Raw genomic sequence first — 24,912 nt, 5'->3', positions numbered from 1 at the left:
CTAGCTGACCAGCAGCTCAGGCAGCGATATCGCCGGCGGTCGCTGGTTTCGGAGCGACTTTCTCTGGCGGAGCTTGCTTCAAAGGTAGCGTTCCGTCACCATTCGCCTGTAGAACTTCGCCATTAATCTCAGCGCCCAGCAAGATCACGAAGGAACTCCAATAAAGCCAAGTCATCAAGGCGATGGCTCCGCCCAGTGCGCCGTAAGTCTTATTGAAGTTGGCAAACCGCTGGAAATAGATCCCTAACCCGAAAGAAAGAAGCAGCCAGCCAGCAACGGCAAAGATCGCCCCGCTCAGCGTATGCCAGAATCGCTGCCTCACATTGGGAGCCATGAAGTACAGGAGTTCCACCGCTATGACAATGAAAGCACCTGAAACTGCCCAACGGATGATGGGCCAGACGCGGGCCCAGACGAAGCTCAGGTGCAGCATTCCGGCCAACCACTCGCCGAAACGTGGCCCTACGAGCATCATGGCCAAGGCGACCAGAAGAAGCCCACCTACGATGAAGGTCATAAGCAGCGCCAAGCCGCGGGTCTTCCAATAAGGACGTGTCTCAGGAACGTTGTAGGCGACATTCAGTGCTTCAATCATCCCTGCAAATCCGCTGGACGCGGACCACAAAGTACCGATCAAGCCAAAGGACAACAACGCGCCCTTATGCGGGTTAATGACATCGTGCACGATTTGGCGCACGACTCCCATGCTGTCGGCCGGGACGAAACGGCTCATCAGTCCCAGAGTCTGATCGAACAAATTGGGAATAGGGAGGAATCCTACGACAGCCGAAAGGGCGATCAATGCCGGAAACAGGCTAAGGACGAAGTAGTACGAAAGTCCCGCGGCAAAGGCCATCGTGTGATTCTGGTCTACGTCCGAGATTGCGTTCTTTAAAATCCGTGCCCACTTTCGCACAATCCACCGCCTTGCCCAGACTTCGAGCGACCTTGTCTGAGTGTCTTTGGGCTTGCCGTAGTGTCTTTCGATGATGGTTTGGGGCTCCGGGCATAGATGATAGGTTGCAATGGTTTTCGCGTAGGGCAAACCACTGGTCAGCGTTCGAAACATCGTAGTTTGACAAATCAACGTAGTAACTTGCCAAATCTGCAACAAACCTCCTAGTCTGGAACAGTTGACCTCGGGAATTGATCGCTCAGATATACTGAAAGCTGTTACTCATGCCTAATGGAACCCTTAACAGCTCTGGCGAAGGCCGCCGGCGCTGGATAACGACGATAGCAATTCTGCTGATTGTTCTCCTTGCAGCTGGAGCTTACCTCGAGCTTCGGCCTCGCCGCATCCGCGTCTCAGTCGTGAAACCCGTTCTCCAGAACCTGTCGAGTTCTATTGTCACCAATGGCAAAGTGGAGCCAATTCGTAGCTTTGAAGCCCACGCTCCTTTGGCCGTAACGGTTCGCAAGGTCTTAGTCAAAGAAGGAGAGGCTGTAAAGGCAGGACAGCTTCTGGTCGTGCTCGATGATTCGCGCGCTCGCACCGATCTGGCTGCAGCCGAGGCAAGACTGAAAGCGGCCCAAGCCGGCTATTCCAACCTGCTCGCCGGAGGCAATCAGCAGCAGGTACTTTCGAGACAGGCCGAACTACAGAAGGCCATCATCGACCGCGACTCAGCGGAAAGGCAGCTAACCTCCCTTGAGCGCCTGCAACAGCGTGGTGCCGCCACGTCCGAAGAAGTAACCGCCGCCCGCGACCGAGTGACCCGTGCCAAAGCTGACCTGACCCAGTTGCAGTCTCAGGTGCGCTACTCACCTCAGGACCGGGCACACTGGCAATCCGAGATTGCAGAGGCAAAAGCCTCGGTCGATTCCGCCCAACAGGTTATACGCGATTGCAATGTTCGCGCTCCGTTTGATGGAACTGTCTATTTTCTGCCAGCACGCGCTGGAGCCTTCGTAAATATCGGTGAACTGCTTCTGATGGAAGCTGATCTTTCGCAGTTGCAGGTTCGTGCATTCGTCGATGAACCAGAGATTGGCCGCCTATCCCTCGGTCAGACGGTGAAGATCACGTGGGATGCAGTGCCCGGAAAGTCCTGGCAAGGCACGGTAACTACTCTCCCCTCCACGGTCGTGAACCGCGGCTCGCGTGTTGTGGGTGAAATCCTTTGCAAGGTCGATAACTCCGATCGCGTTCTGCTGCCGAATGTGAACGTCGGCACCACGATTATCGCCACGAACAAGGACAACGCTCTTACAGTCCCTCGCGAGGCAGTTCGTGAGGATGACGGTCGTAATTATGTTTATGTACTCAGGGACAAACACCTCTGGCGACGGGAAGTAAAGCTCGGCATTTCGAACCTCACCCGTGTCGAAATTGTGAGTGGAATAACCCAAAATGACACCATCGGTGTTCAGTCCTTCAGTCCGTCGCCTATGTCGGATGGTGTCGAGGTAAAGATCGTAGAGAATCCTGCGTAATGACCACAGAACTTCGCGTCCGCCCGTATTTCGTATCTTCGGTCAGCCGCATGCTGCGGATGTTGTTCCTACTTCTGCTCTGCCCGCTGGCATCCACTGCCCAGGCCGCAAACAATGCTCCACGAGAGCTTCTCGATGCTGGACGCATTGATGAGGCACTTCGTTTGCTGCTTCCGCAGGCGGCGGTAGGAAACGCCTCAGCACTGAATTATGTTTGCCGCAGCTACTACGCTTTGGGCGATTGGGACAACGCCATTCGCAACTGCGAGCGCGCCGTTCAGTCTGATTCCCGAAACGCGAGTTACCAGCTCTGGCTTGGACGAAGCTATGGTGAAAAGGCTAACGTTGCTGGACCGCTCTCAGGCTACTCGTTAGCGCGCAAAACGGTTGCCGCATTCATCGCCGCGCACAATCTCGACCGCAGCCGTGTGGACATCGCTCGAGACCTCGCCGAATACTACGCGACCGCTCCCGCGATCGTTGGTGGTGGATCGGACAAAGCGTTGGCACTTGCTGCAGAACTCGCAGCTCAACATCCGGCCGACGCCGCCTGGATTCGCGGTGTCGTAGCGGGACATGAAGGCAATCACGCAGAGGCGGAGCGCCAATACTCCGAGGCAATCCGGCTGGACAACAACTCCGCAGCCACATACCTTGAGTTCGCGCATTACCTGAGAGGCCGTAAGCGCTGGGATCAGCTACAGGAAATGGTGCAGCGAGCAGTGAAATCCCCTCGCATTCGCCCCAGTGATCGCTACGACGCCGCCGAGTTACTGCTGAACACGAACCGCAATCTTCCTGAAGCAGAGCAGCAGATGCGTGCCTACATACAGAGCGGTCATACGGAAGAAACAGCTCCGGCATTTCGCGCGCACTACCTACTTGGAGAAATTCTGCTGAAGAGCGGAAACTCGTCCCATGCTGTTGCTGAATACCGTGCAGCGTTAGCTCTGGCGAGTTCCTATCGCCCCGCCGCAGATGCGCTTCGGCGCCTGGGTCAGCGCTAGATGCGCGGCCAGCGAGCGGAGGAGAACGATTCCATGAAGAACCTAAGAGCCAGAGGCCCGCGTTCTCGCAAAATGGCAGCTCTGTTGCTTGCTCTTGTGCCACTTGCCGCACAACCCATGCATGCCGAGCAGCTCGAGTTCCGGCAGGCGGTTGAACTAGCCCTGAAGCATAGCGGTGTAATGCTGGCGGCCTCAGCCGACCGTGCCCGCGCAGCGGAACGCTATCATGCGGAACGCGACGCATATTTTCCGACAGTAGTCTTCGGTTCCGGCCTGGGCTATAGCGTAGGCATTCCGGTAGCTATCGCCGGGCAGGCACCTTCGCTTTTCAATCTGACTCATACTCAGTCGGTATTCAACCTCGCCCAGCGTGACGTGGTGCGGGCTGCACACAGCGACTCAGTGGCAGCCAATATGGATTATGTGGATCGCGGCGAGCAGGTCATCCTCGACACTTCCCTGATCTACATCGAACTCGACAACACTACTCAGCGACTCAACTTCGCGAGACAACAAAGAGAGGCAGTCAATCACGCTCTCTTCGTAGCTCAACAGCGCCAGCATGAAGGATTAGGCAGCGAGATCGACAGCAAACGCGCTGAACTCGACTTGGCGCGCGTGGATCTTCGTATCGCCGAGCTTGAAGGCGCAGCCGACGTATTGAGAGAGCGCTTGGCGCTCGCAGTCGGCCGTAAGCCGGCTTCTCTCGAGACCGTTTCCACGTCGATCCCCTCAGCACCAACATTCAACACCGATGATGACGCGTCCCGGGCCGCGGTTTCTAACTCCAATGCAGTGCGCGTAGCCGACGAACATGCCCGCGGCGCCAAACTACGTGCGCGTGCCGAGCACCGGGTCAACTATCCATCGATTGATTTCGCTGGACAGTATGAGGAACTCGCGGCTTTTAACAACTACGACCAGTATTACAAGAGCTTCACGCGGCACAATTACAGTTTCGGAATCAACATGCGGATTCCGATCTTTAACTTGAGCCAGAATGCCCGTGCGGCAGCAGCCGATGCCGAAGCTCTCCGGGCGCAGGCCGATGCCCAAACTGTTCGCGATCAAGTGGCCATGGATGCAATCCGCTCACAGCGCGCACTGCGACAGCTTCAAGCGGCGGCAAACGTCTCGCGTCTGGAATTTGAATTGGCTCAGGCCAACATTGATGCCGTCCAACTTCAGATTCAGAATGGCAAGGCCACGGCACAGGATCAGGAAATGGCGCGGGCCGACATCGCGAATCGTCAGGTGGCATATTTGCAGAGCCAGTTTGAGTATCTGCAAGCCCAACTCAAGCTTCTGCGCCAAATCGGCGAGCTTCGCACATGGGCGCTGGGCAAATAGCTCTAGCGCCTGCTTTGCGTGTCTGATCGGCAGGCTGCATGCGCCGCACATCAGGATTGACCTTCACCCAGGAAGCCTAATTTGAACTTTCGCAAATACCTGGTTCTACTTTTTGTCGTTATCTTCAGCTCCATTGGAGACACGTTCCTGTCACGCGGAATGAAGGACGTTGGTGCAATTGACGTGCACCATCTCGCGACGGTGTTCACGGCGCTGGCCAATCCGTATGTGATCTTGGGGATTCTATTTCTGATCGGCTTCATGTACAGCTACATGACCGCGCTTTCATTTGCCGACCTAACTTATGTGCTTCCTGCCACAGCGGTCAGCTATGTCTTCATGACTCTGCTTTCCATCTTCTGGCTGCATGAACATGTAAGCTTCCGTCGCTGGGCTGGCATCAGTCTTATTGTCTTGGGGGTCGGTCTCGTAGCCGGCGGCCCATCTCGCACCGAACATCCTCCCGCCGCGACTTCCACCAAAGAGACGATCGGAGGACGCGTATGAAAACCCTCTACACCTGGATCTGCATTTTCTTCGTAGTATGCTCCGCCGCCGCAGGAGATGTCCTGATTGCGCTGGCCATGCGACGCATCGGCGACCTTGGCGACTTTCGCCGCAAGCATGGAATCCTGGCCGTCATCACGCGAGTTCTTTCCAGTGGCGCACTGTTCGGTGGAATTCTGTTCATGGCGATGGCATTCTTTAGCAATCTTATTGGCCTTTCCTGGGCCGACCTGAGCCTGATGGGTCCCGCGTCCGCTGCGCTGACATTTGTCATGAATGCTCTCGGAGCCAAGTTCTTCCTGCATGAAAACGTGGACAAGCGCCGCTGGCTTGCCACGATATGCGTCTGCGGCGGCGTGCTTCTACTCACCCACAGTTAATTTAGCCCTCCAAATGTCATCTGCGGGCTGCTGGTAAAATAGGCATAAGAATGCCGATTAACTCCAGTACCCCCACAGAAAACAGCACGCCATCCACTCCGGCACAGACGCGTCCGCGAGTGGGCTTTGTCAGCCTCGGCTGCCCCAAGAACCTGGTCGACTCCGAGGTGATGATGGGAATGCTGTCCACCTCTGGGGCCGAAATTACGCCCCAAGCTGATGATGCCGACATCATTGTCATCAATACCTGCTCATTCATCGATACGGCTAAGCAGGAGTCTGTGGATACCATCCTCGAGATGGCGGAGCACAAGACACGTGGACGCGCCAAGAAACTGATCGTAACGGGTTGCCTCGTCGAGCGTTATCGCGATGAGATTCAGAAGAACATTCCCGAGGTGGACGCGGTTCTTGGTACAGGTGAACTGTCCGAGATTCTTGCCGCAGCAGGAATAGCTCCCGTGACGCATGAAGCGTCGCCGTTCAACATCCTGACCACTGCCGGGCACGCGCATGAGAGCGCGTCGCAGCAGCTAAAGAGCGGCCTGTATGAGCCGCCATCCCGCCCCGAAGGCGAGGCTCGGGAGAAGGCCGGTCGTTTTGCGCGTGATACGTGGTCCGGTGCCAGCGCGGAGCTTCCAAGTTATCTCTACGACGAAAACACGCCGCGAATGCTGGCTACGGCTCGTCATTCTGCCTACATCAAAATCGCCGAAGGCTGCGATCATCCGTGCGCATTCTGCATCATCCCGCAGCTTCGCGGAAAGTTTCGCTCGCGCAGCATTGAGTCCGTGGTGGCCGAAGCGCGTCGCTTAGCCACACAAGGCGTACGCGAAATCAACCTGATCGGCCAGGACACGACGTGTTTTGGCGAGGACCTCGGCGTTCAGGATGGGCTCGCTCTGCTGCTCGAGCAACTGTCGCAAGTCGAAGACCTTCGCTGGGTGCGTTTCCTGTATGCGTATCCCAACAAGGTCACGCCGCGCTTGCTTGAGGTCCTGGCGAAGTATCCGCGCCTGTGTCGCTATATTGACGTTCCATTGCAACATGCATCCACCGCGATGCTGAAGCGAATGAAGCGGGGCGGCTCGGCAGAAATCTTCTTGAAGCTCATTGCGAAGATACGCCAGACCGTGCCTGACGTCACACTGCGCACGTCATTCATTGTGGGCTTTCCCGGAGAAGCAGAAGAAGATTTCCAGCAGCTATGTGACTTCGTCACTGCGGCGCAGTTCGATTGGCTCGGAGTCTTCGCATACTCCGACGAGGAGGGTACGCCTGCCTATCTTCTCGGGGACAAAGTGCCACCAAAGGAAATTGAGCGTCGCCGCCGCAAACTGATGCAACTTCAAAAGCGCATCAGCCGTCAGCGCATGAAGAAATGGATTGGGCGCGAGATCGAAGTAATGCTCGAAGGGCCGAGCGAGGAGACCGAACTGCTCTGGGAAGCTCGCACAACGGCCCATGCGCCCGAGATCGACGGCAAGGTTTTCATCAACGATTTCGGCGAACATGCGTCGCCCCAAGCCGGCAGCTTCCATCGTGCAATCGTAGAAGAAGCGCACGAGTACGATCTGGTCGCCCGGCTGATTTAACCTGATTACTGAACCATGGCAAAGAAGAAGATTGCATCGCTCCGTTGTCCCACATGCCGGAAGATCGTGCTGAGGTCCGATCCGGATTTCCCGTTCTGCTCTGACCGTTGCCGAGTGATCGATCTCGGCAAGTGGGTCAGTGGTGGCTACATCATCTCAACTCCGATGAACGATCCGGAATCGGGCGGCGAAGCCGAGTACAATGAGCCCAGACAAAGGCAAATCGGAAACCTGCGCAAAGGGCCCGAAGCCTCTGGCCAAGTGAACGAAAGCGAGTACGATGGAAGCCGAAAGCCAAACTGAGGAACACACGACGAGCAATCCTCAGCTCACGACGCAGCACACCAAGAAAGGTTCGGCCCGCCCAACACGTCCTTATTGGGCGTGGACAGTCTCCACCTTCTTCGGGGCAGGTGCGCTGAAGCCGGGTCCCGGCACTTGGGGTTCTCTTGGAGCAGTTCTTAGCTGGGCGCTGATTGCACGCGCTCTGCCTACCAACATGCTCACGCCCGCAGCGCTGACCTACTGTGCCTTGGCTACAGCAATCGGCATTCCTGCGGCGACTTTGACAGCCCGAGCCTGCCATCGCGACGATCCCTCGCATGTGGTAATCGACGAAGTTGCCGGGCAGATGCTCACACTCGTTGCGGCCCCGATCACATGGAAGGCGCAGCTAGCAGGCTTCATACTTTTCCGCGGTTTTGATATCTTTAAGCCCCCGCCGATCCGGTTGCTCGAGCGTTTGCGTCCGGAGGGCGTAGGGATTATTGTTGACGATCTTGGCGCTGGTTTTTACGGGTTTGTTGTTCTACAGCTCTTGTTACATTTTGGCGTCGTAAGATAGTCAGTTCGAAGAGTACCCGCGCAAATATGACTTCCAAGCCAGAATCTCCCGTCATCATCTCCGTTGAGCCCTCTTTTGCCCTACCGGGGGGCGAAGTAGTGGTGCGCGGCCGTGCTCTGCTCGCAAGCCTTACTCAGCCCACACAGGTGTATTTCGGCCAGGCACTCAGCACTATAGTCTTCGCCAGTCCGAACCAGCTTACAGTCATTGTTCCGGAGAACGCCTCGGGAGACACACTGAGCGTTGCCACGCCCCACGGCTCGGCCTCGGTCGAGTTCACACTGGCCACTCTGCTTTCCGAGAACCTTCATCCCGTTGCCAATCCTGCCATCGACGATGAAGGGAATATATTTGTCACGTTCTCTGGCGGCCGCGGCCAGTCAGTACCGAATTCCCTTTTCCGAATCGATGATGAGTCGAATGTGCACCCGCTCACAGCCGACATAATGAACGCCACGGGGCTCGCGCTCGATGCGGCGGGCAATCTATACGTGTCCTCGCGCCATGACGGTGCGGTGTATCGGCTGTCTAACACAGGAGATCTCACAACCTATGCCGAAGGGATGGGCGTCGCGACAGGACTGGCCTTTGATGCGCAAGGGAATCTCTACGTGGGAGATCGCAGCGGCACAATCTTCAAGATCGCACCTGACCGGCAGATCTTTGTATTCGCGACACTCGAGCCGAGCGTGGCTGCCTATCACTTAGCGTTTTCGCCAAACGGCAGTCTCTTCGTCACCGGTCCCACGACGTCTTCAAACGACTGTGTCTATGAGATCGATCCGCATGGCGTGGTCACACCATTCTTCGGCAACCTCGGACGGCCTCAGGGGCTTGCCTTTGATCTCGAGGGCAATCTGTTCCTGGCGGCTTCGTGGCAAGGTCATCGCGGCGTTATTGAGATCACCCCGGACAAGGAAGCGTCACTGGTCGTTAGCGGCCAAAATTTAGTTGGCCTCGCATTCGATCCCAACAAGGCTCTCGTGCTGGCGACAACCTCGTCAGCTTACTTCCTGCCTTGGAAAACTTCCGGTTTCATGTGGACTCCTGAACTGCCTGAGTAGCGCAAAAAGGGCGCCCCTTCGGACGCCCCTCTACAGAATCGCCGATTTACTCTACTTCCAACAGCTCCACATCGAAGATGAGATAAGCATTGCGCGGAATATCAGGCGGCTGTCCGCGCCATCCGTAGGCCAGCTCCGGTGGAATTCTAAGCTGTCGTTTGCCGCCAACTTTCATACCAGCGACACCCAGTTCCCATCCCTTAATCACCTGGCCTGCCCCGATCGTAAACTCCAACGGCTGACCGCGATCGTAGGAGCTGTCGAACTTCGTCCCCTGCTCCAGCAGCCATCCGGTGTAATTCACTTTGACAGTGCTACCCTTGACCGCTGTTTTGCCCAAGCCCACGGCCAGATCCCAATAAACGAGTCCGCTGGGCAGAGTCACCGGCGTTGTACCATCGACCGAAGATGGATGCTGAGGAGATGTGGCAGGCTGCGGAACCTTCTGCGCCGCGGCCAACACGGAACACGCGAACACCAGCATCACCGCCAGTGCCTTTCTTACCATCTTGCTACTCCTTCGCAACTGCATCGCGCTTTACTGATTCGTGCGTTGCGTGCAGTTCCTGCAGATTGCTGACGCTGATCACTCCAGCCTGCAACACCGGAATACCTTCCACCACCGCACGCGCAGCCGACAAAGTAGTGATCGTTGGTATTCTCGCCGTAATCGCGGCACGGCGGATTGCTTTTTCGTCGAACCAAGGCTCGCCTCGAGCTTGCGGTGTGTTGATGATCAGTTGAATCCGGTCGCCCTTAATCAAATCGACTACATTGGGGCGCCCCTCTTTCACCTTGTAAACGCGCTCGACCCGCATACCCGCCTTTTCCAGAGTCTCGGCAGTACCGTGGGTCGCAACCAGCTTGAATCCCATATCCATGAACTTCCGAGCGACTTCGGCCACATACTCTTGGTCCCGCTCGTTCACGCTGATGAATACGGTTCCCTTCGCAGGCAGCGCCTGTCCCGAGGCAAGCTGCGCCTTAGCAAACGCCTCGCCAAAATTGTCCGCCACTCCCATCACTTCGCCTGTGGAGCGCATTTCCGGACCGAGCACTGTGTCGACTCCCGGGAACTTGTTCCAGGGGAACACCGGGGACTTCACATAGAAGTGATCACCAGTATCCAAGTCTTTCCGAAGTGCAATATTTTCGGGCAAAAACTCCTTCAGCTTGCGACCGGTCATCAACCGCGCAGCGATCTTCGCACAGGGCACTCCCGTAGCTTTCGAGACGTATGGCACTGTGCGCGATGCTCTCGGGTTCACTTCAATGACGTACACTTTCTCGCGCTGAATTGCGTACTGAATGTTCATCAGGCCCACGACATTCAGTGCCTTAGCCAGCTTGAAGGTGTAATCGCGGATCGTCTCCAGCACCTCAGGCGATAGATCGACACTTGGCAATACACACGACGAGTCCCCCGAGTGGATGCCAGCCTCTTCGATGTGCTCCATGATGCCTGCAATCACGACGTCTTCACCGTCTGACAATGCATCGACATCAACTTCCGTCGCGGCTTCAAGAAAGTGATCAATCAGGATGGGGCGATCCTGCGAGTATTCAACGGCTTTCTCGATGTATTCCTTAACGGCTTTTGCGTCGTAAGCGATCACCATCGCGCGCCCGCCCAGAACGTATGACGGACGAACCAGCACCGGGTAGCCAACCTTCTCAGCCGCAGCCAATGCCTCTTCTTCGGAGGTCGCCATTCCACCCGGCGACTGAGGGATATTCAGTTCCCGCAGCAGAGCCTCAAAGCGCTTGCGATCCTCGGCCAAATCGATGGATTCAGGCGATGTCCCGATAATGTTCACCCCGGTTCGCTTCAGGGGCAGCGCAAGGTTCAGCGGCGTTTGCCCGCCGAACTGGACGATCACTCCAATGTCGTCTGTCCCCTTGGCTTCGTGATCGTAGATCGACATCACGTCCTCGAAGGTCAGCGGCTCGAAATAGAGACGATCGCTTGTGTCGTAATCGGTCGATACCGTCTCAGGATTGCAGTTGACCATGATGGTTTCGTAGCCATCATCGCGCAACGCGAATGCAGCATGGCAGCAGCAATAGTCGAACTCGATTCCCTGCCCTATGCGGTTTGGTCCCGAGCCGAGAATGATGACCTTCTTCCGAGAAGTAGGCTGCGCTTCATCCTCTTCTTCGAAAGTCGAATACATATAGGGAGTGAAGCTCTCGAACTCAGCAGCGCAAGTATCCACTCGCTTGTAAACAGGGACGAGACCCATGCCCTGCCGCTTCTCGTAAACCTTGATGACTCCTTCTCGCGTAGGAAGGTTCCATAGTTCGCTTAGTCGCGTGTCGCTAATGCCCATGCGCTTGGCTTCGCGCAAGTCGTCGTAGCTAATCGTCTCCAGCGACTTCTCGGAGAGCACATTGAGCTCGTCTCCTATTTCCTTTAGCTGGTAGAGGAACCACGGATCCATGCCCGTCAGTTTCGCAACCTGTGGCACGCTCCAGCCATTGCGTAGCGCATAGCGAACATACTGCAGGCGCTCCGGGTGCGGCGAGACAAGACGCTTCGTGATGATCTTTGGCTCAATCGCCTCGGCTTCCAACCGCTTGCCGGTCTCGAGCGAGCGAACGGCCTTCAGTAGAGATTCCTTGAACGTGCGACCGATCGCCATCACCTCTCCCACAGACTTCATCTGCGGCCCAAGGCTTTCATCTGCGCCGGGGAATTTTTCAAACTGCCACTTCGGGATCTTTGTCACGACATAGTCGAGTGTCGGCTCGAAGCATGCCGGAGTCTTCTGCGTGATGTCGTTCGTGATTTCGTCGAGCGTATAGCCGACCGCCAATCGTGCGGCAATCTTCGCAATTGGGAAGCCCGTGGCTTTCGATGCCAAGGCCGATGAGCGCGACACGCGCGGATTCATCTCGATGACAATCTGGCGACCTGTCAGCGGATTCACAGCAAACTGCACGTTCGATCCACCCGTTTCCACGCCGATCTCGCGCATCACCTTGATCGCGCCGTCGCGCATGCGCTGGTATTCACGGTCGCTTAGCGTCTGCGCCGGAGCCACGGTGATGGAATCCCCCGTGTGCACACCCATGGGATCGAAGTTCTCGATGGAACAGACGATGATGACGTTGTCCTTCAGATCACGCATCACCTCAAGCTCGTACTCTTTCCATCCGAGCACGCTCTCTTCGATTAGCACTTCGTGCACAGGCGAAAGATCAAGGCCACGCGCAAGCAGGTCAAGCAGTTCTTCGCGGTTGTACGCAATACCGCCACCTGATCCGCCCAGTGTGAATGATGGACGAAGCACTACAGGGAAGCCCAGCTTGCTCGAGAAATCTAATCCATCTTTCAGGTTGTTGACCAGCGCAGAACGAGGCACATCGAGCCCGATGCGAGTCATCGCATCTTTGAAGAGCAGGCGGTCTTCGGCCTTCTTGATAGCCTCAAGTTGCGCGCCAATCAGGATGACACCGTACTTCTCCAACACGCCGCTATCTGCCAATTCGACGGCGAGGTTCAAAGCTGTCTGGCCGCCGACTGTCGGCAGCACAGCCATTCCCTTGCCCACACCGAGCGCTACTTCCTGACGGATTATTTCCTCTACGTACTGCCGCGTGAGTGGCTCTACATAAGTACGGTCGGCCATCTCCGGATCGGTCATGATGGTCGCGGGATTCGAGTTCACGAGCACTACCTCGAACCCTTCCGCCTTCAGCGCCTTACATGCCTGTGTGCCGGAGTAGTCAAACTCCGCCGACTGTCCAATGACGATCGGCCCCGAACCAAGGATCAAAATCTTAGATATATCTGTGCGACGTGGCATTTACGTATGCTTTCTCACCTGCAATGCTTGCCGATCAAGCTGCAAATTAGTCTGTTACTTCTTTACCAGCGAATAGAAAGGCAGTTGTTCAAACCTGCGATATTCCCACAACGGAGGAAAATCCTTCGCAGCCTCAGGCGCGGAAATCTCTTGTCCCGTGCTCATGCTAACGAAGTGCTGTTCCTTTCGTGTGACGCGGCCATCCTGCCCGTAAGTCAGCATTGTGAACCGCATGCAACCGCATTCGGCCATTTCCAGGTAGCGGTCCACCATGCGATTAATGCGCCCCTGAGGGTCATAACACAACTGTCCGCTATGGATCGTCGGTCTTCCCCGGCCCGAGCCATCGTGAATGTCGACCATCCAGTTCTGTTCGCGCCACACTCGTGCAGCCGCGCTATCGGTCAACACCGGAACCTGACCGGCATTCATCGCAAGCCACTCGCCAGCATCGTTGCGGCGAAAAGCCAATGCACTCTGCCGTGAGGTGTCTGCTATGCCGCACACCCGTCCAAACTCCTGCCGGTTAGCAACAATATCCTGCGGAATCGGCCCCGTTGGTTTGGACTTCCCGTCACTCATCTGCCCGTGTGGCATTTGTGCCGTCGCCGCAGTCGCGAGGGCCAGGACTGAGTACAAAAGCGCGCGCTTCACTAACCCCGCCACTCGTTCATCATCTGCACGAAATCAGAGAACAGGTAATGCGAATCGTGCGGCCCGGGCGAAGCCTCGGGGTGATACTGCACGCTGAATAGCGGATATGTGCGGTGCCGCAAGCCTTCCAGCGTATCGTCGTTCAGATCAACGTGCGTCAGTTCCACTTCACTCTGTTTCAAGGAATTCGGATCAACAGCATAGTTGTGATTGTGAGCCGTGATCTCGATCTTTCCGGTCTTCAATTGCTTCACCGGATGATTGCCGCCGTGGTGCCCAAACTTCAGCTTGTAAGTCTTGCCGCCCAGCGCTAAGCCAATCAGTTGGTGTCCAAGACAGATGCCGAATATCGGAACCCGGCCAGCCATATCTCGAATTGTCTTCTGGGCATATATGACTGCGTCCGGATCGCCCGGCCCGTTTGACAGGAACACGCCATCGGGGTTCAAACTCATGACGTCCTCAACAGATGTCTGCGCAGGAACCACGGTCACATCGCATCCAGAGGAGACCAGTCGACGCAGAATGTTGTTCTTGATGCCAAAGTCGAAGGCGACAACATTCTTGCGCTCCGCTGCGCTCTCGGGCGAAATCTCTTCGCTTGTGGTTACGACCGAAAGCTGCTTCAGCGAAGGATGTTCGACGGTGATGATGCGCTCTTCTACGTCGCCCTTCGTCCACTGATACGGCTCTGTCGTGCAGACTTCGCTGGCGAGATCCCGGCCATCGATGGAAGGAGTGGCGCGCGCCATCGCGACCAGCTTGTCCACATCCGTTTCCTGAGTTGAAATGACGCCCCGCATCACGCCCTTATCACGCAGATGGCGGACAAGTGCTCGTGTGTCGATATCAGACAGCACAGGCACCTTATGCCGCTCAAGGTACTCGTCCGTGACCTGGTGCGAGCGGTAATTCGACGCATACGGCGAGAACTCGCGCACGATCAGGCCCTCGATATAGGGCTTGCGGGCTTCATTGTCGTCTGGATTCGTGCCGTAATTACCGATTTCGGGGTTGGTGAGAACTACGATCTGCCCAGCATAGGAGGGATCGGTGAAGATCTCTTGGTAACCGGTAATGGATGTATTGAAAACTACTTCGCCAGTTCGTTCGAGCCGCGCTCCGTAGCCTTTGCCGCGGAAGACCCTGCCGTCTTCCAGCGCCAGGATAGCTTGCATCGCATCCTCAGGGAGTGGATTTTCTAGATAATATCAGCTATTCAACCGACTGTGCACCTCTAAGTCGCGGAAAGGCAGCATTGTCATGCATATAAATACATATCCACGCATAATATGCATCTCACGTTTTGCCCTGCGACTACCGGCCCGTGAAGCGGTCCACTTTCTTGAAATCTCGCGGCACCTCGAATAAAGCTGGATCCAGCTTTTCTTCCGACATCTCCACTATCTCGTGGCTGCTGGTCGATGTAACTTTCTGCTTCTCCCCTGTTTGCAGAACGTGAATCGAGGTCGTAGTCCGCTTCGAGGAAAGTACCAATCCCTGCGGCTCCGGCCCGGAATGCCTGAACTCAGGCCGAGCCAACTTCACGCTCGCATCGCCAATCAATCCTCCGGATCGCGTTGTTGACGTCAAAATATGACCAGCTACCTGCCGCGAACCCTTGTCGCAATCGATCGGGTCGGGAATATCGAGATACCACGCGTCCTCGACTGTTTCGCTGGGCTCGTGATTCAACTCTGGTGTGGACGTTTGCTTTGTAGTCGTGAGGTAGTGGTGGGCCGTATGCCCGAAGGCCGTTTTCGTTTCTCCTGTATCTACTGTTGTAGTTTCGAAGATGATGTTCGGAGGCTCCGTAGCCCCCTTCTCAGGTTTCTTTTGTTCCTCGGCCAAGTGATCCGGTGACAGCATCGGAGCTTCCCGGTATTCATTTTTTTCGGGATGGAGCGTGTACAGCCTGCGAGTGTCGCACTGTTGTATGAAGATCAAGGAGCCCGAAATCGGCAGCACCGATTCGACTCGAATACGACCTCCCTGCACGTAGGCCGTGGTCTGAATATCTCGGAACCGCCCCTGCAGGCCGGGAAAATCCGAATGAGATGTTGACCTGATTCGCAGTCCTGTCTGAGCCCATCCGCAGCCCAGCATCAGCAGCAGCGCCATCACAACGCGCATCCAGCCCTCCTTATTGCCAAGGGGCCCACTGCAAAGCCTCTACATGCCCGTTACGGCCGGCGCTTCCCCTACCCACAATCGCTCTTCCACCGCACGCAGCATCGCCGAAGCTACATCAGCCCGGGACACCATCGACTTCTCAGGACGTCGGCCAACTGTGACTGCGTATCGGCCAGTCCGCTCGCCGTTGGTCAGCATGGTTGGGCGCAGGATCGTCCACTCAAGCCCGCTACTTCTCACTTCCGGCTCCATCAGGTTCTTGTCTTCGTAGGGTGCCCAGAGAAGACTGGCAAATACCAGTCGCTGTATCGGAGTAGCTTGCGCCAAGCTCTCTCCAGCTCCGAACGCCGATTCCACGACCAGTCGGCGGACGCCGTGCTCCTTCATTACGCTAACGATCAGGTGAGTGCCCACCGATACCACTCGCGTATTGCGAAACAGGTTTCGCTGGCCAAGACAGCTTAGAACCGCGTCGGCCCCGAGAATGGTTTTCGTCACGCTCTCGTGATCGAGCACATTGCCCAGCACGATGCGCATATTAGGATTTGTCAGTGGCATGCGGTTGGGATTCCGCACCAGTACGCGGACGCTGTGCCCCTTTTCCAGCGCCTGCCGAGTCAACTCCAGCCCGGTTCCCCCGGTGGAGCCGAAAATTGCCAGCCTCATTTGTCTTTCCTTGCTCCGAGAGTTAGTGCAATTTGCCCAGCATGCTCGTGGGCCAATACGCGAAAACGGCCTTGCCAAAGACCAAGGACTGCTCAATCGAACCGAAATCGCGGCTATCACTCGACAGGTTTCGGTGGTCACCGAGCACGAAGTAGCTTCCCGCCGGCACGATTATCTCGCTGATGGAGCGTTCATCGCGAAACTGCGAAGGTACATAGGGCTCCACCAGGCGGTTGCCGTTCACGTAAACCACTCCACGCCGAATCTCGATGCGATCGCCCGGCACGCCGACGATGCGCTTGATGTAGTTCTTGCTTAAATCGCCCGGGTAGCGGAAGACGACCACGTCTCCGCGCTCAATCGATCCGAAGTGGTAGGCGAACTTGTTGATGAAGATCCGTTCCTGGTCGGCCAGCCCCGGCATCATGCTGGTTCCCTCAACCTTGACCGGCTGATAAAGAAACACCACGATGAATACCGAAATACCCAGCGAGATTACGACCTCACGTAGCCATCGCATACCCATCTGTCTGGATGCCGATCTTCTCAGCCGCATTGCCGGAACTGGTATTTCCTCCATCTATCGCCAACCCTCCACTATGCTCATTGTATACAGACGTAGACTGGGCGCAGGAGTTGTGTGCTGGCCCTAAATAGTTCTCCGGGTTGACGCTGTGCCCAGCAAACGGTATAAAGCTGTATTCTTAGATAGTTACCGTTCCCAAACTTCTACCGATCTGGAACGGCAGTAAGATTCATGTTTCTGGAAGGGCGCATGACCAAAAAAGTGGAAGTGAAGCCGAAAAGCCCCTCTGCTGATTCGAAGGCTGAGCCGCGGGAAGAGTACCAAGCGCGCTTTGCCCAAACTCTGCAGACCTACGAACAGGGTCTAAAACTGCTCCAAGGCCAAAAATTCGACAAGGCAAAGTCTTTGTTCGAGAAAGTGATCGAGTCCGGCATCAGCGAATTAGCGGACCGGGCCAAGGTTCATATCAGTATATGTAACCAGCAGTTGGAGCGAATTCAGACCACGTTCAGCACTCCTGAGGAGCATTACGACTTCGCTGTTTCTCTGATGAACCTGGGGGATTTCGTTACTGCGCGCGAGCACCTCGAAAGCCTCTCAGCCCAGAAACCTAATCTCGATTTCGTGTGGTATGGTCTTGCGGTACTTGAATGCCTGACGGGGCGCACCAGCGAAAGTCTGCAGCACCTGGCAGAAGCCATCCGCCTGAACCCAGGAAACCGCTTCCAGGCTCGGAATGATTCCGATTTCCGAAACATGGCTGACGACCCTCGTTTCACTGAACTGCTCTATCCCGAAGGTAGCGTAGGAGCATGATTTTGCTGGGAAGCGTCCCCCCGCTTCCCATTTGGCTACACTGATGCCATCTCCATTGATTACGAATCCAGTAGAAGCTCTACGCGTCGTCGCCATCGGGGGAGGTACCGGCCTTTCCACCCTGCTCCGCGGTCTGAAGCGACACGTTCTCGCCGCATCCCCGGCCGACCCTTCCGGGCCCACTCCGATCGAACCCTATGTTTCGCGTCTGACCGCGATCGTCACTGTGACGGACGATGGCGGATCCAGTGGGCGTCTTCGCAAAGAACTCGGCGTTCCCCCTCCGGGAGATATCCGCAACTGCATGACCGCACTTTCCGATGATGAAGAGTTAATGTCTCAACTCTTCCGGTACCGCTTCAGCGGCGGAGGGCTCCAGGGTCATAGTTTCGGGAATTTGTTTTTGAGCGCTCTGGCAGACGTCTGCGGAGATTTCTCGCTGGCTGTGAAGCTGAGCTCCGCAATTCTCAAAACACGTGGCGAAATCTATCCTTCTTCCACCAGCAACGTGCAACTCGATGCCATTATGCAGGACGGCGCGCGCGTTCGTGGTGAAACCAGCATTACCGCCAGCCGGAGCGGAATAGCGAAACTGCGTCTCGTGCCAGCCAACGCTCATCCATTGCCGCAGACATTGGAAGCAATCTCTAACGCCAACATCATCAGTATCGGCCCCGGCTCGCTCTTTACGAGCTGCATTCCAAACGTGCTCGTGCGCGGCGTGCCCCAGGCAATCTCCAAGTCCAAAGCACTTCGCGTCTACGTCTGCAATCTCATGACGCAGCCCAACGAGAGTACTGGGCTCACCGCATCACAGCACATTGAGGCGATCTTCAATCACGCAAAGTGCCGCATTTTCGATTACGTGATGCTGAATCAAGCTCCCGTGCCTGAAGAACTGCGCGCCCGGTATGCAGGAGACAATTCGGAGCCGCTCGTAAACGATCTGGACGCCATTCGCGCGCTCGGCGTCACGCCGATTCTTGGCGACTACCTTGACGCAAGCCATTTTGCTCGCCATGCCGTTGACCGAATCGCGTTCGATTTACTTGATCTTCCTACACGCCTTCATCGTGAGCAGCACGCGGCAGCCCCAAACCGATAAGTCTTCAGCAGAGAGCCGCCACGCAATCAAAAGTGCTTTTCGAAATCAGATGCGGGAACGCTCTCGATGAATGCTTTCTCAGACCATCCCAGGCCCTGTCGAAAGAACATCAATACGACTTCTCCACTGGGAACCGCGGTTTCCAACCTTGAAATTGCGTGCAGTTCCCTTTCGTGCTCCTGCAGTTTCTCCAAGTCTAAGGCGAACACTGTACCAACCTCCGGGGACCGAGCGCGATTGAGCTCTGCTGCTTGATCGCCACACATCGATACGGCCTTTTGGACAACGATCTAAAGCGTCCCCAGAAAAATCAGCACGGGAAACAGCGCTGTCGAAATGCGAGCTTCGGAGCTATAACGCTGCAACTCGCCTATGAACCAGCAAAAAATACATGCCAAGCATGATTAGCAGCAGACCGTTCACGCCAAGAACTACCGGCGCGGTGAAGAATGGGACAAGCCATCCCGAAAGCAGATTTCCTACCGGCATCCCGCCGCGAAACGCGCAGTTGTACACGCTCATCACGCGTCCACGCATTTCGTTAGTGGTGATTAGCTGCACCAGTGAGTTCACCGTTGCGAACACGGCCATCATTGATCCGCCAACAAAGGCGAGCATCGTGTAGCTGACCGGCAGCGATCGCGACAGAGCGAATCCCGCGATACCCACACCGAGACACATCATCATTACCAGCGCGACGTGTCCCTTGTTCCGGATGTTTCCCTTACCCGCAATGATCAGCGAGCCCACGATCGACCCGACGCCCATCAGGGACAGCAAACTGCCATAGACCTCCGGCCCGCGATGGAAAATGTCTTTCACAAACACCGGAATATAGGTTCGCATCGGCATACTCAGCATGGTCATGCAGAACGCCAGCATGATCAGCGCACCCATCGATTCCTGCTTTTGTACGAAACGAATTCCCTGCTTCAGGCTTCCGAAGATTGATTCGGTTGTGACCGTCGGTACAAATCGCGTCGAGATGACCAGAAGCGAAATGATCGGTGCCAGGAACGAAATCGCGTTCAAACCAAAGCACCACTTCTCGCCCAACCGCGCCAGCGCCAAACCTGCAAGTGCCGGCCCTATCGTGACCGCCATGTTGAACTGGATCGAGTTCAGCGCGATGGCATTTGGCATGTCTTCCCGCTCCACAAGGGTGGGAATGAGTGCTTGGTATGCCGGCCCACCAAACGCCTGCGCCAACCCTGAGACAAAGGAAAGACACAGGATATGTGCGACATGGATATACCCGGTAGCGACCAGCGCCGTTAGCAGGGTAGCGCTCGCCATCTGCACATATTGCGAAGCCAACAGAATCTTGCGTCTTTCAACGCGGTCCGCGACAACTCCGCCAATCAACGAGAAAAGAAATATAGGGATGCCGGCCAGGAACTGATCAAGCGCCAGCAGAAATGCCGAGTGGCTCAATCGATAGATCAACCAGCCCTGCGCCACTGTCTGCATCCACGTACCAATGCTCGATGCGCAGGCCCCAAACCACATGAGCCGGAAATCACGGTAATCGAACGCTTTGAAAATGCGATGAAACGTCGCTCTGTCCATCTGTTCCGCGTGCAAACCCTCTCTGACTATCTTCGCACGAGCGGACGCCTGCGCCTCTCCGGTGTCCATAACTGAAAAGCACCGTATTTCGTCTGAGTCCGCCAGGTTCGTGCTCAAACTCTCACATCGTCGGCCGCTGCTTTACAATATTCACGAAATGTCGAATCCAAAGTTTGCTATCGCCATTCTTGCAGCGGGTAAAGGTACTCGCCTTAAATCGAAGTTACCCAAAGTCCTGCATCGAATTGCCGGACTTCCTTTACTCACGCATGTCATTCGTGCCGCGAGCAATATCGTTGCTCCTTCCGACATCTTCTGCATCATCGGTCACGAGGCCGAACGCGTTCGCGCAGAGATTGCGCCTCTTGGAACGCAATTTGTAGAGCAGCGGGAGCAGCGCGGCACCGGGCACGCATTGATGCAGTGTCGTGAAGCTCTGCGTGGCTATGATCATGTGCTAGTGCTCAGTGGCGATGTTCCTCTGATTCGTGCGACGACAATCGCTGCAGTACGCAATTTTCACATCGACAATTCTGCGGCAATGACGATCCTTACCGCCGAACCCGCTGATCCCTTTGGCTACGGACGTATCGTGCGGCGCGTAGTTGCAGGAAAAAGCACGGATCGCGTAGAAGCGATCATTGAGCAGAAGCAGCTTACCCCTGAGCAGAATGAAATTCGCGAGATCAACTCAGGCATATACGCATTCAGCGTTCCGAAGCTCTTCGCCCGCATCGATCAACTCTCGACCGACAATCCTCATGGCGAGTTTTATCTAACGGAGATTGCAGGCATCTTGCAGCGCGACAAGGAATCGGTCCTTGCGTTACACACACCGAATGCCAACGAAGTGCTCGGAGTGAATACGCGACGCGAACTCGCTCAACTCGATTCGATTCTGCGCGAGCGCAAGGCCAGAGAATTGATGGATAACGGCGTCACCATCTACAAGCCCGAAACAGTGCTCATCGACGCCGGCGTGACAGTTGGCATTGATACAGTAATCGAGCCTTTCGTTCAGTTGCTCGGCAATACGGCAATCGGTGAAGACTGCGTCGTGCGAAGTTTCTCAGTGCTCACCAATTTGCGTGTGGCCAACGGAGTCCAGATCAATCAAGGCACCATTGCAGATGATTCCGTCATAGAACAGGCTGCGATTGTTGGACCTTACTCCCGCCTGCGTCCTGGAAGTGAGATCGGCCCCGAAGCTCACGTCGGCAACTTCGTAGAAACGAAAAAGACCAAACTGGCACGTGGAGCGAAGGCCAATCACCTCACCTACCTCGGAGATGCGGAAATCGGCGAGCGCAGCAATATCGGAGCCGGGACCATCACCTGCAATTACGATGGTGTGAACAAGCACAAGACACACATTGGAGCGCACGCCTTTATTGGAAGCGATACGACTCTGGTCGCGCCCGTCAAGGTTGGAGACGGTGCGTACATCGGTGCCGCTTCCTGCATCACCAGTGACGTTCCTGCAGACTCTTTAGGACTGACTCGTCCACAACAGGTGGTCAAAGAAGGATGGGCTATACCGAAGAGAGCCAGACTTCAGGCTGAGAAGCAGAAGAAACTTTCGCAGTCGAAATAAGCAGCGAACACTGCGGGAATTACAAGGCCGAGGCTCGTTCCCCGGCCTTACTCATATCTGCTCAGCGGGCTTCCCTAGCCCCGCAATAATCACGCCCAGGAGTATCAGCGCGCCAGCAGCCAACGGCTGTTTGAAGGTCCCCGCCTCGGCAGCCATACCGATGAACAGTCCCCAAATCCCGCCGACGATGATCATCAGAATTCCTACAGGTCGAAGCACCGGATCGCGTGTGATCCCCACCAGGTTGTCGCTGGCTTCGTGCGTAGCGTGATGCGCATGATGTTCAGCCATAACTCTCCTTCCTCAGTTTCGATGTAGCTGGAGCGAGACCGGATGCGCGAAGTTTCGCAAGATTTCGCGCCCACCAAGCGGCAGATCATTTCACACACCTCGATTTGTGCATCGAAGTATTTCGCGCCCCCCGCAAGAGGATGAAAATGAGCAACAAGACTCCACAAGACGTGCCCCACCCGGGCAATAACCCAAACGTCCAGTCGTCCGAGGGCGGAATAAATCCTTCTGCGCCTTCGACCGGAACTTCAGGATGGGGCAATACGCCAGACGAAAAGCGCGCAGGTGTGGGCCAGAACAATCCTGCTGCATCGAGTCCGGATGCAACAGGTCCGGGAGATCCCCGACACTCGTCATACCCACAGAACGAGGCGGCGCAGAATCCTGCTGCCGAAGGTCCAGGTTCTCACCGCGACCGCAGTCTCCATTGCGACCAGCAGAACTGTGATTGGGCTGTAACCGGAAACACGGAAGAGGAACTGCTGGGCTACTTGCGTTCCCACGCCCGCGAGGCACACGGCAAGAACGAGTTCACACCTCAAGAGCTAGCCAACGTGCGACGCTCAATTCAGAAACGCGCAGCCTAACCCGCGGAGTCTACTTAGGACCGGACACCGCGAATGGTACACTCACGTTCATACCTGGAACCTGGGTGATTGAACCGTTGGCCGAACGCTCGCAGAATAGTCGCTCCGCAGTGCTGCTGATCAGTTGCCCTGACCGCAAAGGTCTGGTGGCGACGATCTCCAACTTTGTCTTTCGCCACAATGGAAACATTCTGCACGCGGACGAGCACCGGGACGCAGAAACTGGCCTGTTCCTGATGCGTGTGGAATTCGATCCCACCGGAATGGACATAACGCTTCAGCAGTTGCAGCAGGAGTTTGCTGATATAGCGGAGCGATTTTCCATGCAGTGGCGGCTGGCAAATGGCGAACGGCGCCCGCGAATGGGAATCATGGTGTCGCAATATGACCATTGCCTGGCGGATCTGCTCTACCGTCATCGTGCAGGAGAGTTGGACTGCGATATTCCCGTGGTGCTTTCAAACCACACAGCCTGCGAGAAGATGGCCAACTTCTATGGTGCCAACTTCGTGCACATTCCCATCACGCGTGAGAAGAAGAGCGATGTCGAGCAGCGGCAGATCGCATTGCTTCGCGAGTATCAGTGCGACGTAATCGTTCTGGCGCGCTACATGCAGATACTCTCGCCTGCGTTCCTTGCCGAGTTCCCGAACCAGATCATCAATATCCACCACTCGTTCCTTCCCGCGTTTATAGGAGCGAGGCCGTATCATCAGGCATTTGAGCGAGGAGTGAAACTGATCGGAGCCACGAGCCACTTCGTCACCGAAGTTCTGGACGACGGCCCGATTATCGAGCAGGCCGTCGTTCGCATCTCCCATCGCGACTCGGTGGAGGACCTGATACAGAAAGGCCGCGACCTTGAGAAAGTTGTCTTGTCCCGTGCCGTTCGCTGGCATTTAGAAAATCGCGTGCTGCTGTATGGCAAGAAGACCGTCGTATTCGACTAGTCGAACCTGCCCGCAATCTGCGTGTTGCAGTGGATGCAGCGCCCGCCTTCAACATCGCAGCTTTCAACCTCGTGCCAGCTACGTCGAATAATCGTCCGCTCGCACCCCGGACACACCGTGTTGCCGCCTTCGGGCGTAACGATATTTCCCTCGTACGCGTATCTCAAGCCACGTTCCAAGGCCAGCTTCCGCGCACGATGAATCGTTTCTGCAGGTGTGCGCTCGCGGTCCAGCATCTTGTAATCCGGATGAAACGCCGTGAAATGCAGCGGCACATCATTGCCGAGTTCGCGCAGTATCCAATCGCAAAGCTGATTCGTCTCCTCGGGCGTGTCGTTCAGTCCGGGGATCATCAGATTGGTCATCTCGAACCAGACGCTCGTCTCATTCTTCAACCAACGCAGGACGTCGAGCACAGGCGCCAAGTGCGAGAGAGTGATCTTGGTGTAGAAGTTCTCGGTGAAGCCCTTGATGTCGATGTTGGCCGCATCGATGTGGCGGTACACCTCAAGGAAGGGCTCGCGGGTGATGTATCCGTTCGATACCATCACCGTTTTCAGCCCAGCTTCGTGAGCAGCTTGGGCAATGTCGATTACGAACTCCGCCCAGATTGTCGGCTCGTTATACGTAAATGCAACGGAAGGCGCCCCGTGTGCGATCGCAAGATCCACGATCTCGTCGGCCGACATTCTCCTGGAGCTCTGCTGTACCGATTTCGCTTTGCTTATGTCGAAGTTTTGGCAGAACTGGCAGCCCAGATTGCACCCGGCCGTGCCCATCGAGAGAATTGGTGACCCGGGATGGAAGTGGAAGAGCGGCTTTTTTTCAATTGGATCGATCGCCATCGAAGCAGGTCGTCCGTACCCCAATTGCACGAGTTCTCCGCCTACATTCTCCCGAATGTAGCAGAAGCCGTGCTGACCTTCTCCAATGTGGCAGTGACGTGGGCAGAGGTAACAGTGGATACGCCCGTCGGGCAGCGTCTCCCACCAGCGTGCAGCATGTTGGGCAGTGGTAGACATGGTTACT

Annotated in this window: 25 protein-coding genes; 14 read left to right on the top strand and 11 right to left on the bottom strand. The window is 56.0% G+C overall.

All coding sequences use genetic code 11. The annotated features are described in order from the left end of the window. Positions 1 to 16: 16 nt before the first annotated feature. Positions 17 to 1,069, bottom strand: a complete 1,053-nt coding sequence (locus AC6IZD_RS06270; RefSeq protein ID WP_497786830.1) for a YihY/virulence factor BrkB family protein — start codon at positions 1,067 to 1,069, stop codon at positions 17 to 19. Positions 1,070 to 1,179: 110 nt separating this feature from the next. On the opposite strand from AC6IZD_RS06270, the gene AC6IZD_RS06265 reads away from it, so the two are divergent. The 9 genes from AC6IZD_RS06265 (at position 1,180) to AC6IZD_RS06225 (ending at position 9,183) form a co-directional block, all read left to right on the top strand. Continuing rightward, positions 1,180 to 2,436 carry an efflux RND transporter periplasmic adaptor subunit gene (locus AC6IZD_RS06265; protein WP_497786829.1) on the top strand — a complete coding sequence of 419 codons (1,257 nt, stop codon included), beginning with the start codon at positions 1,180 to 1,182 and terminating at the stop codon, positions 2,434 to 2,436. Further along, positions 2,436 to 3,443, top strand: a complete 1,008-nt coding sequence (locus tag AC6IZD_RS06260) for a tetratricopeptide repeat protein (RefSeq protein WP_497786828.1) — start codon at positions 2,436 to 2,438, stop codon at positions 3,441 to 3,443. The genes AC6IZD_RS06265 and AC6IZD_RS06260 overlap by 1 nt, the downstream gene beginning before the upstream one ends. Before the next feature lie 33 nt (positions 3,444 to 3,476). After that, positions 3,477 to 4,793 carry a TolC family protein gene (locus AC6IZD_RS06255; RefSeq protein WP_497786827.1) on the top strand — a complete coding sequence of 439 codons (1,317 nt, stop codon included), beginning with the start codon at positions 3,477 to 3,479 and terminating at the stop codon, positions 4,791 to 4,793. A gap of 81 nt (positions 4,794 to 4,874) precedes the next feature. Beyond that, complete coding sequence (locus AC6IZD_RS06250; protein ID WP_497786826.1) at positions 4,875 to 5,300, top strand: EamA family transporter; 426 nt, start codon at positions 4,875 to 4,877, stop codon at positions 5,298 to 5,300. Then, entirely contained in the window at positions 5,297 to 5,680 is a 384-nt protein-coding gene (locus AC6IZD_RS06245) for a hypothetical protein (RefSeq protein ID WP_497786825.1), read from the top strand. Before AC6IZD_RS06250 ends, AC6IZD_RS06245 begins: the two co-directional genes overlap by 4 nt. A gap of 50 nt (positions 5,681 to 5,730) precedes the next feature. Continuing rightward, complete coding sequence (rimO, locus tag AC6IZD_RS06240; RefSeq protein WP_497786824.1) at positions 5,731 to 7,275, top strand: 30S ribosomal protein S12 methylthiotransferase RimO; 1,545 nt, start codon at positions 5,731 to 5,733, stop codon at positions 7,273 to 7,275. Positions 7,276 to 7,290: 15 nt separating this feature from the next. Beyond that, complete coding sequence (locus tag AC6IZD_RS06235; protein WP_497786823.1) at positions 7,291 to 7,578, top strand: DNA gyrase inhibitor YacG; 288 nt, start codon at positions 7,291 to 7,293, stop codon at positions 7,576 to 7,578. After that, a complete protein-coding gene (locus AC6IZD_RS06230; protein ID WP_497786822.1) occupies positions 7,556 to 8,119 on the top strand; it encodes a phosphatidylglycerophosphatase A family protein in 564 nt (187 codons plus the stop codon). Before AC6IZD_RS06235 ends, AC6IZD_RS06230 begins: the two co-directional genes overlap by 23 nt. A 26-nt stretch (positions 8,120 to 8,145) precedes the next feature. Next, positions 8,146 to 9,183, top strand: a complete 1,038-nt coding sequence (locus AC6IZD_RS06225) for an IPT/TIG domain-containing protein (RefSeq protein WP_497786821.1) — start codon at positions 8,146 to 8,148, stop codon at positions 9,181 to 9,183. A gap of 46 nt (positions 9,184 to 9,229) precedes the next feature. On the opposite strand, the gene AC6IZD_RS06220 is transcribed toward AC6IZD_RS06225, so the two are convergent. The 7 genes from AC6IZD_RS06220 to lepB form a co-directional block, all read right to left on the bottom strand. Next, positions 9,230 to 9,691: an FKBP-type peptidyl-prolyl cis-trans isomerase gene (locus AC6IZD_RS06220; RefSeq protein WP_497786820.1), complete on the bottom strand. Its 462-nt coding sequence runs from the start codon at positions 9,689 to 9,691 to the stop codon at positions 9,230 to 9,232. 4 nt (positions 9,692 to 9,695) lie between these two features. Next, entirely contained in the window at positions 9,696 to 12,992 is a 3,297-nt protein-coding gene (gene carB / locus AC6IZD_RS06215) for a carbamoyl-phosphate synthase large subunit (RefSeq protein ID WP_497786819.1), read from the bottom strand. A gap of 54 nt (positions 12,993 to 13,046) precedes the next feature. Then, positions 13,047 to 13,658 (bottom strand): hypothetical protein, encoded by a 612-nt coding sequence (locus tag AC6IZD_RS06210; RefSeq protein ID WP_497786818.1) that lies wholly within the window; start codon positions 13,656 to 13,658, stop codon positions 13,047 to 13,049. Further along, complete coding sequence (gene carA, locus AC6IZD_RS06205) at positions 13,646 to 14,824, bottom strand: glutamine-hydrolyzing carbamoyl-phosphate synthase small subunit (protein ID WP_497786817.1); 1,179 nt, start codon at positions 14,822 to 14,824, stop codon at positions 13,646 to 13,648. Before carA ends, AC6IZD_RS06210 begins: the two co-directional genes overlap by 13 nt. A 139-nt stretch (positions 14,825 to 14,963) precedes the next feature. Beyond that, a complete protein-coding gene (locus AC6IZD_RS06200) occupies positions 14,964 to 15,779 on the bottom strand; it encodes a hypothetical protein (RefSeq protein ID WP_497786816.1) in 816 nt (271 codons plus the stop codon). 39 nt (positions 15,780 to 15,818) lie between these two features. After that, entirely contained in the window at positions 15,819 to 16,445 is a 627-nt protein-coding gene (locus AC6IZD_RS06195) for an NAD(P)-dependent oxidoreductase (RefSeq protein WP_497786815.1), read from the bottom strand. Positions 16,446 to 16,467: 22 nt separating this feature from the next. Then, a complete protein-coding gene (gene lepB, locus AC6IZD_RS06190) occupies positions 16,468 to 16,965 on the bottom strand; it encodes a signal peptidase I (protein ID WP_497786814.1) in 498 nt (165 codons plus the stop codon). 255 nt (positions 16,966 to 17,220) lie between these two features. On the opposite strand from lepB, the gene AC6IZD_RS06185 reads away from it, so the two are divergent. Continuing rightward, positions 17,221 to 17,787, top strand: coding sequence for a tetratricopeptide repeat protein (locus AC6IZD_RS06185; protein ID WP_497786813.1), 567 nt, complete (start codon positions 17,221 to 17,223; stop codon positions 17,785 to 17,787). 43 nt (positions 17,788 to 17,830) lie between these two features. After that, positions 17,831 to 18,892 carry a gluconeogenesis factor YvcK family protein gene (locus AC6IZD_RS06180; protein WP_497786812.1) on the top strand — a complete coding sequence of 354 codons (1,062 nt, stop codon included), beginning with the start codon at positions 17,831 to 17,833 and terminating at the stop codon, positions 18,890 to 18,892. Positions 18,893 to 19,243: 351 nt separating this feature from the next. Here AC6IZD_RS06180 and AC6IZD_RS06175 read toward each other — a convergent pair whose 3' ends face one another. Further along, entirely contained in the window at positions 19,244 to 20,461 is a 1,218-nt protein-coding gene (locus AC6IZD_RS06175) for an MFS transporter (RefSeq protein WP_497786811.1), read from the bottom strand. A 157-nt stretch (positions 20,462 to 20,618) separates the two neighbouring features. Between AC6IZD_RS06175 and glmU the strand changes: the two genes are divergently transcribed. After that, entirely contained in the window at positions 20,619 to 22,055 is a 1,437-nt protein-coding gene (glmU, locus tag AC6IZD_RS06170; protein ID WP_497786810.1) for a bifunctional UDP-N-acetylglucosamine diphosphorylase/glucosamine-1-phosphate N-acetyltransferase GlmU, read from the top strand. A gap of 51 nt (positions 22,056 to 22,106) precedes the next feature. On the opposite strand, the gene AC6IZD_RS06165 is transcribed toward glmU, so the two are convergent. Beyond that, positions 22,107 to 22,346: a hypothetical protein gene (locus AC6IZD_RS06165; protein ID WP_497786809.1), complete on the bottom strand. Its 240-nt coding sequence runs from the start codon at positions 22,344 to 22,346 to the stop codon at positions 22,107 to 22,109. A gap of 146 nt (positions 22,347 to 22,492) precedes the next feature. Here AC6IZD_RS06165 and AC6IZD_RS06160 point away from each other — a divergent pair, with 146 nt between their 5' ends. Beyond that, positions 22,493 to 22,933, top strand: a complete 441-nt coding sequence (locus AC6IZD_RS06160) for a DUF1059 domain-containing protein (protein ID WP_497786808.1) — start codon at positions 22,493 to 22,495, stop codon at positions 22,931 to 22,933. Positions 22,934 to 22,998: 65 nt separating this feature from the next. Further along, complete coding sequence (gene purU, locus AC6IZD_RS06155; protein WP_497786807.1) at positions 22,999 to 23,883, top strand: formyltetrahydrofolate deformylase; 885 nt, start codon at positions 22,999 to 23,001, stop codon at positions 23,881 to 23,883. Here purU and amrS read toward each other — a convergent pair. After that, complete coding sequence (gene amrS, locus AC6IZD_RS06150) at positions 23,880 to 24,905, bottom strand: AmmeMemoRadiSam system radical SAM enzyme (RefSeq protein WP_497786806.1); 1,026 nt, start codon at positions 24,903 to 24,905, stop codon at positions 23,880 to 23,882. The two genes, purU and amrS, sit on opposite strands and share 4 nt — an antisense overlap. Positions 24,906 to 24,912: the final 7 nt, after the last annotated feature.

Source organism: Koromonas humicola (assembly GCF_059726255.1).
This window is presented reverse-complemented; position numbering and strand designations above follow the sequence as displayed.